The organism is Nonomuraea longispora (genome assembly GCF_004348345.1).
Taxonomy (GTDB): domain Bacteria; phylum Actinomycetota; class Actinomycetes; order Streptosporangiales; family Streptosporangiaceae; genus Nonomuraea; species Nonomuraea longispora.
The window spans coordinates 1-12599 of sequence record NZ_SMJZ01000237.1 but is presented as its reverse complement, the minus strand read 5'-3'; the positions used below and the strand labels follow the sequence as shown (position 1 = coordinate 12599).

The following is a 12599-nucleotide window of genomic DNA, read 5'->3' as shown; positions in this document are numbered from 1 at the left end:
GTTCGGGGTGCTTGTCACTGAGTTTGGCGGGGCTCGACCATGCCTGCGATCATCGTTCTGCTACGAGCGTGACGGAGGCTGGCAGGACGAGGCGGCGCGGACGGCGTACGAACTGGCGGGCGAAGCGCGGGAACCGAGCACCGAGCCGGGAGCCGAGACGTGCGCCGCCTACCACTACGCCGGCTGGATCATGGCCGGGGGCTCCCGGGAACCGGCGCGCACCATGCTGCGGACGATCGCCGAAGGCGCCGGACCGCACGCGGCGCAGGCAGCGGCCGTTCTCGGCGAGGCCGCGCCCTGACGGGGCCGGCCGCGCGAGCCGGCCGACGGCCCGGACGCCGAAGACCGTGCCGGCCTCACGGAAACGCCCCGGCCCGTCGTCGCCGTCACGCCACCTTGGAGGAACTCGCCTTCCAGGTGTTGCACGCTCCCGGCTTGCCCGAGGTGTACCCTCTCTCGGTCCAGTAGAGCCTGTTGGCGCTCGTGCCGTGGAACCTGTTCTTCCAGAACTCCGGAAGCTTGTGCACGGGCTTCCAGTTCTTGACCGCCCGTCCCAGGGCCTTCGCCGACACGCCCGCGAAGCAGTCGATCTGCAGGTAGTACCGGCGGTTGTGCTCGTTCATGATGGCTTCGTCGGCGTTGTTCTCCAGCGCCCACCATGCCTGGCCGATGCCGGTCTGCCCGGTCACGACCCCGCTCCACGTTCTGGTGATCGAGGTGAACACCTTGAGGTCGTTCTTCGTCTTGATCCAGTCGCCGGCCAGTTTCACGCTGATGGAGGTCGCGCAGATCTCGGAGAACGAGGTGGCGGGGTCGAGGCCGGTGGAGCAGGACGCCTTCTCGCCGGATGCCTTGAACACCACCTTCACCGGCTTGAAGTCCTTGATGGCGGGTTTCCACGCCGAGTTGAGGCAGCCGACTAGTGCGGTGATGTATTTCCTGGTCGAGGCGCTGCCGGTGCCCTTGCTCAGCTTGCAGGAGACCTTGGGGACCTTGCCTGCCTTGTAGAGGGCGTTGTGGGTCAGCTCGGGGGCGCCTTTGACCGGCTCCGCGTGGGCCGCGCCGGTGAAGAGGGCCATGCCGGCGACCGCCCCGGCTAAGGTACGAATGATCATAACGCCAGATACTAGAGCCAGTCGCGGCGTTTGAAGACGGTGTAGAGCACCAGGCAGACCGCCGCCATGAGCAGCATCGCGAATGGATAACCGTAGGCCCAGTGGGTCTCGGGCATGACGTCGAAGTTCATCCCGTAGATGGTGCCGACCAGGGTCGGCGCGAAGAGGATGGCGGCCCAGGCGGAGATCTTCTTGACCTCCTCGCCCTGTCTGATGCTCGCCTCCGTCATCCGAGCCATCTCCTCGTTCTGCGCCTGCGTGACGAGCGTCGAGTTGACGATGAGGATGTTCTGCAACATCTGGCGGAAGGACGAGATGCGCTCCGCCACCGTGATGGCGTGGTCGGCCACGTCGCGGAGATAGCTTTCGAGCTCGCCGGTCACCCCGTATTTCGCCGCCCCCGCGATGAACCCGTGGATCATCCCGATCAGCGGCGCGGTGGCCCGCTGAAACTCGATCACTTCGCCCGACAGCTCGTAGACGCGGCGCGAGACCGAGGGGTCGCCGCCGAAGACCTGCACCTCGATCTCCTCGATGTCCTTCTGCAGCCCGGCCACGACCGGCGCGTAGCCGTCGACAACGGCGTCGAGGATGGCGTAGAGCACGGCCTGCGGGCCCTGCCGGAGCAGGTCTGGGTCGGACTCCATGCGGCGGCGTACGCCGTGCAGGTCGGGCGCCTCCGCATGGCGTACGGTGATCACGAAATTGGGGCCGACGAAGACGTGCAGTTCCCCGAACGCGACCTCCTCCACGTCGTCGAGGTAGCGCGCGGCCCGCAGCACCACGAAGAGGGTGTCGCCGTAACGGTCGGCCTTGGGTCGCTGTGAGCCGACGATGGCGTCCTCCAGCGCCAGCTCGTGCAGCTCGAACTCCTCGCCAAGCTTGACCAGCTCCCAGCCCTTCGGCCGGTAGAGGCCGATCCAGGCCATGCTGCCCGGCTCCTGCTTGAGGCGTTCGAAGGCGTCGGCGAGCGAGCCGGGGTTGTCGACGCGCTGGCCGTCGCGGTAGATCGCGTTGTCGATGACGGTCGGCCGGTAGGGCGGCTCCTCCGAGGCACGCGGGTCCATGGACAGCTCGGGCGCCTCCCCGCGCGTGTCCGGGCCGCGCCTCAACCCTCTGAGCCTGGCCATCCCTCCTGCGTCCCTCCCAACGTCAAGCGGGCCGGAACTCGTCGAGCTGCTGCGCCGCCCGGTCCCTGATGGACTTGCGCCACAGGGGCGTCCAGCCGAACAGCAGCCCGTGCGGCTTGCCGAGCGCCATCTTCGACCAGCGTCTGAAGTCGAACTCGTCGTGGTGGCGCACGATCAGGCCTTCCTCGAACCTGAACAGCGCGTCGATCTCGTTGCTGACCTCGCGCCCCGTGCGCGCGAACGTGTAGCGGGCCGTCCAGTGTGCGCTGCCGGTGTGGTCGTCCGCCGTCACGTCGCCGTAGGTGGACCGCAGCCCATCGCGGACGCCGAGCTGCAGCCGCCACATCCGCATGACCCGCTCGCGACCCTCCACCTCCAGGAAGATGGGGTCGCCGAAGCTGACGTCGGGGTGGTAGCAGCTTTCCATGGCCGCGAAGTCGGCCCGCCCCAGAGCGTCGTAGAAGGCGCTGATCAGCGCCACGTGCCGGTCGTTCACTGTCCTATCAGATCATGTCCGCGCCGTTGTCCCAGCACACGGCCCTGAGCCAGGCCTCGCCGAGGCCGAGCCGGTCGAGCGCGCCGAGCTGGTGCGCGTAGGAGTACGGGATGGTCGGGAAATCGGTGCCGAGCACCACCTTCCCCGCCAGGCCGAGGTCAAGCAGCGCGGGCCGCAACCTCTCGGGGAACGGCATCCCGAGTTCGGCGAAGTCGGTGAACGCCATCGTGGTGTCCAGCGCGACCCGTTCGTGGCGGGCGGCCAGCTCGAAGAACGGGTCGTACTCCGGCATGCCCAGGTGCGCGATCACCAGCCGGAGCCTGGGGTGGCGGCGCAGCACCTCGCCGATCGGCCCCGCGCCGACGTGGCCGCCGGGGACGGGCACGGCGCTGGCGTGCGTCACCACCGGCACCCCGGCCTCGGCCAGCAGCCCCCACACCGCGTCCAGCTCGGGAATCCTCGGGTCGAACCCGCCGACCTGCAGGTGCACCTTGAAGATCCGGGCGCCCTCCTCGAGCGCCCGGCGCACGTAGTCCACGACTCCAGGCTCGGGGTAGAAGGTCGCCGAGGGGAGGCATTCGGGTGTACGGCGGGCGAAGTCGAGGGTCCAGGCGTTGAGATCGCTGGCCATGCCGGGTCTGTGGGCGTAGGCCAGGGCGGGAAAGATACGTACGCCCATCTCCCTCAGCCGGGCCAGCCGCTCCTCCACCGGCCACTCGTACTCGATCTTCCAGCCGTCACCCACCAGCGGGCCGCCGTGGCGGAAGTGGTGCCAGACCCGCCGCTGCATGCGTTCGGGCAGGAAGTGGACGTGCAGGTCGATGAGGCCGGGCAGGCCGAGGCCGCGCCACCAGTCCGGCACCTCAGCGTCAGAATGTCGTTCTGTGGCCACGGGAAGGACTTTACCTGGATAGGGTTCTTCCTCGATGGACAAGTTCTGGGCCCACCTGATCGAGGTTCAGCCTGCCCCCGACCCCTGGGTCGTGGCGGTCTCGGCTCTCGCCGCGTTCGTGATCGTCTCCTTCCGCCTGCCCTGGCAGCTGTCCAGGGGCCTGATCACCATCGCCCACGAGGGCGGCCACGCGCTGATGGCGCTGTTCACCCGGCGCAAGCTCGAAGGCATCCGCCTGCACTCCGACACCTCGGGCGTCACCCTGACGAGGGGCAAACCCACCGGGCCCGGCATGGTGCTGACCGCGCTGGCCGGCTATCTGGCGCCCTCGCTGCTGGGCCTGGCCGCGGCCTGGCTGACGGAGCAGGGCCGCATCACGCTGCTGATCTGGGTCGTGCTGCTGTTCCTGGTCTGCATGCTGCTGCTCATCCGCAACCTGTACGGCGCCCTGATCCTGCTGGCCACGGGCGGCGCGGTCTTCGCCCTGATCATGTACGCGCCGGCGGAGGTGCAGCAGGTCGTCGCCCTGGTCGCGGTGTGGTTCCTGCTGTTCGGTGGCATCCGGCCGATCATCGAGCTGCAGCGCAAGCGGCACCGGCGGCAGGCCCGTGACTCCGACGCCGACCAACTGGCCAGGCTGACGATCCTGCCCGGCGGGTTCTACGTGTTCTTCTTCCTGCTGGTGTCGCTGGCGTCGGTGGCCTTCGGCGCATACCTCATGAATCCCCTCTAGGCACGCATATCCCCACTAAGCTCTCCTGCGAGCTCCGGGGACAGCCGGGGTGCCGTGCTGCCAGTCGAGGACGCACCGGGCTACCGCGTGCTCGATGAGGCGGGCCGGGGCGGGTTCGCCGTCGTCTACCGCGCCTACCAGGAACGCCTCGACCGGATCGTGGCGCTCAAGGTGTTGTCCGTCGACCGGGTCGACCAGCGCACCATGCGCCGTTTCCAGCGGGAGCTGCAGCTCACCGGCCGCCTGACCGGCCACCCCAACGTCGTGACCGTCTTCGACACCGGTGTGACGCGCTCCGGCAAGCCGTACATCGCGATGGACTTCTTCGAGCACGGCTCGCTGCGCGACAGGATCCGCGGGGAGGGCCCGCTGACGGTGCAGGACACGCTGCGCACGGGCGTCAAGCCGGCCGGCGCGCTGGCCGCCGTGCTGGCCGCCGTGCTGGCCGCCGTGCACGAGGCGGGCGTCCTGCACGGCGACATCAAGCCGCGGAACATCCTCATCTCCCGCTACGGCGAGCCCGCCATCGCCGACTTCGGCGTGGCCAGGGTCGTCGACAACGCGGAGGTCTCGGCCGCCTCGCAGGCGTTCACCCCGCTGCACGCCGCCCCGAGGTGCTCAGCGGCGCGCCCCACTCCGTCTCGACCGACATCTACTCGCTGGGCTCGACCCTCTACCACCTGCTGGCCGGTCAACCCGCCTTCCACAACGCGACGGACCCGTCGATCGCGCCGCTGATGTACCGCGTGCTCAGCGTCGAACCGCCGCCTCTCGGCCGCGCCGACGTGCCGCAGCCGCTGTTCGAGACGATCCTGCGGGCGATGCGCAAAGACCCCGAGGCCCGGTACGCCTCCGCACGCGAGCTCGCACGGCGGTTGCGGCAGGTGCAGGGCGAGCTCGGCCTGCCGGTGACGGACCTCGTGGGCCAGGACCCGGGGCCCGGACCGGGGATGTCCACGGTGCCGCACCCCCGCCACGACCCGTACACGACAGGTCCGGCCCGCCCGGATCGGCGAGGGGGTGGCCGTCATCGCGGCCGGCGGCGCGGCGCTGGCGGTGCACCTGTCGCTCCAGCAGAGCCTCGGCCCGCGTCGCGGACCTCGACCCCGGCACCGGCTACTGCTTCGTGGTCGGCGTGCCCCTGCGCATCTCGGAGTCGTCGACGGTGGCCTGGTCGAAGCCCATGTGCATCAGGGGCGCGGTGGCGCGCTCAACCGAGTAGCTTGCGCGCCGCCTGCTCGATCTCCTCCTCCGACAACAGGACGTGGTCGGCCGCCCTGCCCAGCGGGACGAAGCTGTCGGACGAGGTGACCCGGGCGATCGATCCGGTGAACCCGGCGTCGAGCAGCTCGGCCACGACGCCTTCCGAGACGCCGCCCGAATGCCGGGTCTCGTCGGCGACCAGCACGTTGCCGGTCAGCTCCGCGGCCCGCAGCAGGTCCTCCATCGGCAGCGGCGCCAGCCAGCGCAGGTCGAGCACGCGGCAGCCGTAGCCCTCCTGGGTGAGCCGCACCGCGGCGCGCAGGCTCATCCGCACCCCGTTGCCGAACGTCACGATCGTCAGGTCGCGCCCGTCGCCGTAGGAGCGGGCCCGCCCGATGGGGACGTGCGTCTCGGCCCAGCGCCCGGGCGGCGCGTAGGGCGCGAGCCAGCCTCCGTCGCCCTCCTCGAACAGGTCACGCGTGTGGTAGAGGGCGATCGGCTCCAGGTAGACGCAGACCGACCCGGACGTGCGGGCCGCCGCGAGACAGGTGCGCAACATCGCGGAGGCGTCGTCGGGGCGCGACGGCGAGGCGATGACCAGCCCAGGGATGTCGCGCAGCGCGGCCACCGCGTTGTCGTTGTGGAAGTGGCCGCCGAACCCCTTCTGGTAGGCGTAGCCGGCCACCCGCACCACCATCGGGTTGGTGTAGGAGCCCCGCGAGAAGAACGACAACGTGGCCGCCTCACCGCGGATCTGGTCGAGCGCGTTGTGCAGGTAGGCGAGGTATTGGATCTCGGGCACCGGCAGCATCCCCGACACGCCGGCCCCGAGCGCCAGCCCGAGGACGGCCTGCTCGTCGAGCAGCGTGTCGAACACCCGCCCGGGCCCGAACCGCTTCTGCAGCCCCCTGGTCACGCCGTAGACGCCGCCCTTCCTGGCGACGTCCTCGCCGAACACGGTCAGCTCCGGGTAGACGGTCAGCGCGTCGGCGAGCGTGCGGTTGATGGACTGGCACAGCGTCAGCGGCTGGTCGTTCTCCGGCAGCGATCCGGCGAAGGCCTTCTCCCTGGCCTCGGCGGTGGCCGCCACCGGGCTGATCCTGGCGATCAGCTCGGCGTCGCGCGGCGCGATCGGCTGCATGACCTCGCGGGCCGAGCCGAGCCGGGGGCTGCGCGTCGTCTCCATCGCCATGCGCAGCACGTGGTCGCGCGCGGACTCGTACGTGGTCAGCAGCCCTTCAGGAGTCTCCAGACCGGCCTCGACGAGCATCGCCGCCGTCCGCAGCAGCGGGTCGCGCGCGAGGTCGGCCTTGATCTCGCGCTGGGTGCGGTAGGCCGACTCGACGTCGGAGCCCGCGTGCCCCATGAGCCGCACGGTCGACAGGTGCAGGAACGCGGGGGAGCGGTGCTCGCGTACGTGCTCGGCGGCGCGTACGGCCACGTCGTAGGCCTGCGCCAGGTCGCAGCCGTCGGCGGAGAAGTAGGCGATGCCCGGGCGCCGCGCGGACGCCTCCACCCACCCCTTGGGCGTGCGGACGCTGATGCCGATGCCGTTGTCCTCGCACACGAACAGCAGGGGCAGCGCCTGTCCCTGGTAGGTCGCGTAGGAGGCGGTGTTGAAGCCGGACAGGGCGCTGGCGTGGTTGACCGAGGCGTCGCCGAAGCTGCACACGGCGATCGCGTCCTGTGGCCAGGCGGTCCTGACGCCGAGCGCCCGCGCCCGCTCGATCGCGAACGCCACGCCGACGGCTCTGGGCAGATGGCTGGCGATCGTGGAGGTCTGCGGGATGACGGCCAGCTCGGGGTGGCCGAACACCTTGTGCCGGCCACCCGCGATCGGCTCGTCGGCCGCCGCCGTCAGGCCCATCAGTACGTCGCGGATGCCCTGCTCGGGCAGCCGCCCGGCCTGCTCGGACCTGGTCAGGTAGAAGGCGCCGGAGCGGTAGTGGAGCAGTGCGGGGTCACCGGGGCGCAGGGCCGCGGCGACGGCCGCGTTGCCCTCGTGGCCGGCGGAGCCGATCGTGTAGTAGCCCTCGTCCTGCGTGCGCAGCCAACGGGCGGCGACGTCGAGCAGCCGGCTGTCGAGCTGGCGGTGGAACAGCCTGCGGCACTGCTCGCCTGTAAGGGCGACGCCGTCGCGGACCGGCCGCCCGGGATCTCGGGCGGGGCCCGGCTCCAGCATCGCAACGGCCTGGGTGAAATGAGTCTCAACTGTGTCGCGCGCCACGCCTCGATTATGTCTTTGTTCGGAGCCGCCGTCTGCCGGACGCCGGGGAGATGTTATGGACCGGTCCCTTTGACCCCAACATATGACCGTTTGTCAGAAACCCCACGCTTCGCTGGCGAAAGCACGTCTACTGGTGGACACACGTGGCACCCTCAATGCCGCGTTGAAACCACTGGGGTATCCAGAAAGGAACCCGCATGTTACAACGCATCCGTGTAGCCGCCGCCCTGGCCACCGCGCTGGCCGCCGGGACGCTCGTCTCGGCGCCCGCCGCAGCGACGGCGGCCCAGGCCCCCGCCATCGCCAGGGTGAACATCGACCCAGGCCCTCCGATCGACGTCTCCAAGGGCGCGGTCAAGGCCACGTTCAGCTTCTCCACCAAGGGAGCGGAGAAGGCCGGGTTCACGGTCAAGGCGCCCGGCGACGTCAGCGTCGACACCCCCGTCAGCCTGACGCCCGCCAAGCGCGGGAACTGGACGAAGTGGACCGGCACCAAGACCTTCGACGCCAAGGCCGTCGGCAAGTGGGGCTGGAAGGCCTCCGCCGCCGGCGACGGCGACGCCTCCCGCAGCGGGACGTTCGAGGTCGTCAGGAAACTGCTCGACACCAAGATCGCCAACTTCGGCGCCCGTCCCGGCCGGGTGGACAAGGGCGACAGGATCAAGGTCTCCGGCCGGCTCCTCGCCGGAGGCAAGGGCTACTCCGGCCAGTCCGTCGCGATCACCTTCCGTGAGCGCGGCGCGGACGCCTACCGCGAGGCCGCCAAGGTGACGACCGGCCGCGGCGGCTGGTTCAGCGCCCGCGTCCGCGTCGACTCCACCGGCTGGTGGCGGGCCCAGTTCGCGGCCACGTCCGCCGCCGGGGCGTCCGTCAGCGACTCCGACCGGGTCGACGTCAAGCGCTCCAAACTCGACAGCCGGATCTCCCGCTTCGATGCCCGTCCCGAACCGGTGGAGAAGGGCGACAGGCTGCGCCTGTCCGGCTCCCTGCGGATCGGGGACCGCGGCCGCGTGTCCGGGCAGCGAGTGGAGATCTTCTTCAAGGCCGCCGGCTCCGACCGGTGGACGTACGTCACCAGCGACAGGACCAGCCGCCACGGCCGCTTCGACGCCTCCGCCACCGCGCGGAGCTCGGGCTGGTGGCGTGCCGAGTACGACGGCGCCCGCGGCGTCAAGGGCACGGTCAGCCGCCCGGACTACGTGACCGTCAAGCCGCCGCCCGCGAAGGCGGACACACGGCTGATCGCGGTCAACGCGTACCCCGAGCCGGTCGAGCGGGGCTCGTACCTGAGGATCAGGGGCCTGCTGCAGATCGACGACGACGGCTCGTGGGAGGGACACTCCGGACGGGTGTCGTTGTACTTCAAGCCGCTCGGCTCGCGCACGTGGCAGTACGTGAAGTCGGCCTGGGCCGGCGACAGCGGCCGCCTCCACACCAAGGCCAAGGCCTGGCGGTCCGGTCACTGGAGGTTCGTCTTCCGCGGTGACGACGACGCGTACGGCGACACCAGCGGCGCGGACTACGTCCGCGTGAGACGCTGACCGCCTGAGAGGAGGAGCGGCCCCGGAGCGCACACCGCCCGGGGTCGCACCCGTTCCGGCCTAGTTGAGCTGCTGGCCGGGCAGCTTGGCGTCGATGCGGACCAGAAGAGACTTGATGTCCGCGATCTCACTGTCGACGGTGTCGAATCGCCGGTCGACGGCCTTGAACTGCTCGTCCACGGCCTCGAACCGCTTGTCCACCGCGTCGAATCGCCGGTCGACGTCCTCGAACCGCTTGTCCACCGCGTCGAATCGCCGGTCGACGTCCTCGAACCGCTTGTCCACCGCGTCGAATCGCTCGTCCACGGCCTCGAATCGCTCGTCCACGGCCTTGAACCGCTCGTCCACGGCCTCGAACCGCTCATCCATGGTCTTGAACTGCTCGTCCACGGATGTGAAGCGGTCGTCGATCTCACGGGCCTGCTTGCCCATGAACGCCTCGAGACGGTCGAAGCGAGCCTCGTGGGAGTCGAGCCGCTGGTAGATCTTGTCGATCTGCAGCTCCATCCGCGCGGCCTTGGCGTTCACGACGGCGAAGTTGTCCGCCATCTCCGTCCTGACGTTCTGAATCTGGTCGTCGAGGTCGTTGAGGCGGTCGTCCACATTCGTGAAGCGGGTGCTCGTCTCCTCGCGGAACTTCTCGAGCCTGTTGAGGACGTTCTGTCCTACGACGTCCACGCGGTCGTGCAGCGAGCTGAAGCGTTCGGCGACGCTGGTGCCGGGCATGCCGCTGAATGTACCGTGCTCGAGCGCCGTGACCCGGGTCTCCAGGTCACGAACCTGCTCGGAAAGATCCAGCATCGCATGAACTCCTTTCGGGGGGAGGGCGGGGAAGCGCGCGCGCATCGGGAAAACTACCCTCCGTGAGGGTTCGACCGCAGGCGGATGCGAAGACCAGTCCTACTCGGCGCGTCTGAACTGGGCGATGCCCACGCCCAGCAGCGCCGCCCCGAGCGCGGCCACGACGCCCAGCTCCATCAGCACGGGCACCTGCGCGCCGAACCACGTCACTCCCGGGTTCAGCACCGCGTTCGCCTCGGCGGGCACGTCCAGGTGGGAGAAGACCGCCTGCCGCATCGGGTCCACCGCGTACGTCATGGGGTTGACCACGGTCAGCACGTGCAGCCACGACGGCAGGTTGGCCAGCGGGAACATCGCCCCCGACAGGAACATCATCGGCATGATGGCCATCTGCATCACCCCGAAGAACGACTGCATGTTCTTCATCCGGGCGGCCAGCATCACCCCGAAGGCTGTGATCGTGAACGCGGCGAGGAACATCTCCGCCAGCAGCGTGAGAAGCAGCGTGGGGGAGTAGGGCACGCCGACCAGCCCCGCCATGGCGAGGATGACGACGCCCTGCCCGGTGGCCACGAGGGCGCCGCCCAGGCACTTGCCGACCACGATCGCCCCGCGCGAGACGGGCGCGACCAGCATCTCCCTGAGAAACCCGAACTCGCGGTCCCACACGATCGACCCCGCGGAGAACATGCCCGTCATGATCACGGTCATGGAGATCATGCCGGGATACATGAACGTGCGGTAGTCGACCCCGGGGATCGAGCTCTGCACCAGCGAGCCGAGCCCCGTACCCATGACGAACAGCCACAACACGGGCTGCATGAGCATCGACAACATGCGGGGGCGGTCGTTGACGAACCGCAGCATCTCCCGGTGGAGCACGATCTTGACGGCCCGGAGGTCGTGACCGGCGCTGCGGGCAGGTACCCGGACACTGACGGTCTCTGTCGCCATCGCTACCGCCTCGCCATCGTGCGCATCCACGACGTGTCGTCGCCGCCGGCCTCGGCGTCGCGGATGGTGAAGCCGGTGTAGGACATGAACACGTCGTCGAGCGACGGCCGGGAGACGCTCACCGAGCGGATCGGCATGCCGAGCTCGGCGAACAGCCGGGGCACGAACTCCTCGCCCGACGGCACGGCGAACGTCACCGCGCCCTCGCGCACGGCCGCCTCCAGCCCGAACCGCTCGCGCAGCGCCCCGATCGCCCCGGCGTCGTCGTCGGTCTGGATCTGCACGCGGTCCTTGCCGATGCCGGCCTTGAGCGCCTCGGGGGAGTCGATGACGACGATGTCACCGTGGTCGATGATCGCGATCCTGTCGCAGTACTCGGCCTCGTCCATGTAGTGCGTGGTCATGAAGATGGTGATGTCCTCCATGAGCCGCAACTGGTCGATGTAGCCCCAGATGGCCGAACGGGTCTGCGGGTCCAGGCCGACGGTCGGCTCGTCCAGGAACAACACCCGCGGCGAGTGCAGCAGGCCCCTCGCGATCTCCAGCCGCCGCTTCATGCCGCCGGAGAACGTCATCACCTTGGCGTCCTTGCGGTCCCAGAGCGCGACCATCTCCATAACCTGCCGGATCCGGTTCCCGACCAGGCTCTTCGGCACGCCGTACAGCTCCGCGTGGAAGCGCAGGTTCTGCTCGGCGCTCAGATAGCCGTCGAGGGTGGGGTCCTGGAAGACCAGGCCGATGTTCCTGCGCACCTCGTCGCGCTCCTTCACCACGTCGTGCCCCGCGACGGTGGCGCTGCCGCCGGTCGGGTTCACCAGGGTGCAGAGCATGTTGATGGTGGTGGTCTTGCCGGCGCCGTTGGGGCCGAGGAAGCCGAACACCTCGCCGGGCCGCACCTCGAACTCCACGCCGTTGACGGCGTCGACCTTTCCGTACGACTTTCGCAGCCCCCGCACGGCCACCGCCGGGTTCTCAGCCATTCAGCCCTCCGCGAGAATCTGGAAGACGGACCTGCGCGTCTGTTTGATCAACTGCTTGGCCTCCGCCACCTGCCGTTCGCTGCCCGTCCTGGCCAGGTGGGTGAAGGCCTCGGTGAGCTGGGCCCAGAGCAGGCGCAGCTCGTGGTGGCCGGCCGGCACGGTGCGGGCGACCTCCTCCCAAGGCGCCTCGCAGGCGTGCCGGGCCGCCTGGCTGCGCCCCTGCTCGGTCAGCCGGTACGTACGGCTCCCGCCCGCTTCGTCCCCTGTCACCAGCCCCTCGTCCTCGAGCTGCTGGAGCGCCGGATAGACCGATCCCGGGCTGGGCCGCCACACGCCGTGGCTGCGCTCCTCGATGTCCTGGATCATCTGGTAGCCGTTCTGCGGTCCCTCGTGGAGGAGGGCGAGCAGGGCCGCCCTGACGTCGCCCCTGCGGACCCTCGGCGGTGGCGCCTCCCATCCCGGTCCCGGGCCGTATCCCGGCGGGGGAGGGGGCGGCGGCCCGAGCGCCCCCGGCGGGCCTGGTGGCC

The 12599-nt window shown here is 69.8% G+C and carries 13 protein-coding genes; 4 read left to right on the top strand and 9 right to left on the bottom strand.

All coding sequences use genetic code 11. The features are described from left to right. The coding region (locus E1267_RS44980; RefSeq protein ID WP_165960028.1) for a hypothetical protein at window positions 1-301 on the top strand (301 nt) is incomplete at its 5' end. Window positions 302-386: 85 nt separating this feature from the next. Here E1267_RS44980 and E1267_RS38375 read toward each other — a convergent pair. The 4 genes from E1267_RS38375 to E1267_RS38360 are packed head-to-tail and all read right to left on the bottom strand — an operon-like array spanning window position 387 to window position 3633. Further along, complete coding sequence (locus E1267_RS38375) at window positions 387-1115, bottom strand: neutral zinc metallopeptidase (protein WP_132340337.1); 729 nt, start codon at window positions 1113-1115, stop codon at window positions 387-389. Window positions 1116-1126: 11 nt separating this feature from the next. Beyond that, the gene (locus E1267_RS38370; protein WP_132340335.1) at window positions 1127-2245 is read right to left on the bottom strand and encodes a magnesium and cobalt transport protein CorA; all 1119 of its coding nucleotides are present in this window, start codon (window positions 2243-2245) and stop codon (window positions 1127-1129) included. Between the two features lie 22 nt (window positions 2246-2267). Beyond that, a complete protein-coding gene (locus tag E1267_RS38365) occupies window positions 2268-2741 on the bottom strand; it encodes a nuclear transport factor 2 family protein (protein ID WP_132340333.1) in 474 nt (157 codons plus the stop codon). A gap of 7 nt (window positions 2742-2748) precedes the next feature. Further along, complete coding sequence (locus tag E1267_RS38360) at window positions 2749-3633, bottom strand: amidohydrolase family protein (RefSeq protein WP_246064520.1); 885 nt, start codon at window positions 3631-3633, stop codon at window positions 2749-2751. 34 nt (window positions 3634-3667) lie between these two features. Between E1267_RS38360 and E1267_RS38355 the strand changes: the two genes are divergently transcribed. Together E1267_RS38355 and E1267_RS38350 are read left to right on the top strand one after the other, a co-directional pair. Then, complete coding sequence (locus E1267_RS38355; protein WP_132340331.1) at window positions 3668-4366, top strand: M50 family metallopeptidase; 699 nt, start codon at window positions 3668-3670, stop codon at window positions 4364-4366. Between the two features lie 54 nt (window positions 4367-4420). Further along, entirely contained in the window at window positions 4421-5104 is a 684-nt protein-coding gene (locus E1267_RS38350) for a serine/threonine-protein kinase (protein ID WP_165960027.1), read from the top strand. Between the two features lie 472 nt (window positions 5105-5576). On the opposite strand, the gene E1267_RS38345 is transcribed toward E1267_RS38350, so the two are convergent. Further along, window positions 5577-7796: a thiamine pyrophosphate-dependent enzyme gene (locus E1267_RS38345; RefSeq protein ID WP_132340327.1), complete on the bottom strand. Its 2220-nt coding sequence runs from the start codon at window positions 7794-7796 to the stop codon at window positions 5577-5579. Window positions 7797-7993: 197 nt separating this feature from the next. Between E1267_RS38345 and E1267_RS38340 the strand changes: the two genes are divergently transcribed. Beyond that, window positions 7994-9337 carry a hypothetical protein gene (locus E1267_RS38340; protein ID WP_132340325.1) on the top strand — a complete coding sequence of 448 codons (1344 nt, stop codon included), beginning with the start codon at window positions 7994-7996 and terminating at the stop codon, window positions 9335-9337. A gap of 60 nt (window positions 9338-9397) precedes the next feature. Here the strand turns inward: E1267_RS38340 and E1267_RS38335 are convergent, their stop codons facing one another. From E1267_RS38335 to E1267_RS38320, 4 genes are all read right to left on the bottom strand, one after another. Next, complete coding sequence (locus E1267_RS38335) at window positions 9398-10138, bottom strand: hypothetical protein (protein WP_132340323.1); 741 nt, start codon at window positions 10136-10138, stop codon at window positions 9398-9400. A 99-nt stretch (window positions 10139-10237) separates the two neighbouring features. Further along, on the bottom strand, window positions 10238-11092 hold the full coding sequence (locus E1267_RS38330) for an ABC transporter permease (protein WP_132340321.1): 855 nt from the start codon (window positions 11090-11092) through the stop codon (window positions 10238-10240). 2 nt (window positions 11093-11094) lie between these two features. Beyond that, a complete protein-coding gene (locus E1267_RS38325) occupies window positions 11095-12072 on the bottom strand; it encodes an ATP-binding cassette domain-containing protein (protein ID WP_132340319.1) in 978 nt (325 codons plus the stop codon). After that, window positions 12073-12599 (bottom strand): PadR family transcriptional regulator (locus E1267_RS38320; protein WP_165960026.1); only part of this gene is annotated, 527 nt, incomplete at its 5' end. It lies immediately after the preceding gene.

Coding starts and splice junctions, on each gene's coding strand:
- E1267_RS38330 (WP_132340321.1), bottom strand. CDS start 11,092: ATGGCGACAGAGACCGTCAGTGTCCGGGTACCTGCCCGCAGCGCCGGT.
- E1267_RS38370 (WP_132340335.1), bottom strand. CDS start 2,245: ATGGCCAGGCTCAGAGGGTTGAGGCGCGGCCCGGACACGCGCGGGGAG.
- E1267_RS38325 (WP_132340319.1), bottom strand. CDS start 12,072: ATGGCTGAGAACCCGGCGGTGGCCGTGCGGGGGCTGCGAAAGTCGTAC.
- E1267_RS38375 (WP_132340337.1), bottom strand. CDS start 1,115: ATGATCATTCGTACCTTAGCCGGGGCGGTCGCCGGCATGGCCCTCTTC.
- E1267_RS38340 (WP_132340325.1), top strand. CDS start 7,994: ATGTTACAACGCATCCGTGTAGCCGCCGCCCTGGCCACCGCGCTGGCC.
- E1267_RS38355 (WP_132340331.1), top strand. CDS start 3,668: ATGGACAAGTTCTGGGCCCACCTGATCGAGGTTCAGCCTGCCCCCGAC.
- E1267_RS38335 (WP_132340323.1), bottom strand. CDS start 10,138: ATGCTGGATCTTTCCGAGCAGGTTCGTGACCTGGAGACCCGGGTCACG.